The organism is Vibrio sp. 378, from assembly GCF_033339435.1.
In genome coordinates this window covers 1-504 of record NZ_JAWOUO010001283.1, presented here as the reverse complement: position 1 = coordinate 504, position 504 = coordinate 1, and the positions used below count along the sequence as shown (strand labels likewise).

Sequence of the window (504 nt, the reverse complement as noted above, 5' to 3'; positions counted from 1 at the left end):
CCACAAAGCTCAGCCACTCTTTACCACCCTCAATCCCAATCACTTTGGGGCATTGCGTGAATCCATTGGAATGAAGGTGATTTAACAACTGGTGGACGGTCATCGTCCAAGAGTTTGCCGGACGACTAACGCGATCACCTGTACGATAAATGGCATTATCCCGACCACCTTGTAGCATTTCCATGACTTTTCCTTGTTCGATCAGATTTGGGGCGACTATTGAAACAAGCGTCATTTTATACCTTAAGTAACGAATCTTGTTTTAACTACCGACCAAAAAGCACCCAACTTTGTTAGCTCAATCGCAGGAAACCACTTTCACTGATTCGAAGATGCTGGGCTTTTAAGCTTATAGACTTTGCATGACCCAATGAGTAAAAGCCTCAACTTGCGGTTTATCGCTTTCCCTTACCACTATATGATGCGCGCTGGCGCTTGGCATGGACCATCCACCAATCGGAACCAAAAGTCCTTGTTGTAGCTCATCCTCCACTAAAAAGTCCC

The 504-nt window shown here is 45.4% G+C and carries 1 pseudogene; it reads right to left on the bottom strand.

What is annotated here, in order from left to right:
* Positions 1-184: pseudogene (locus R7Q48_RS31580) on the bottom strand (phosphotransferase); the annotation flags it as partial.
* Positions 185-504: the final 320 nt, after the last annotated feature.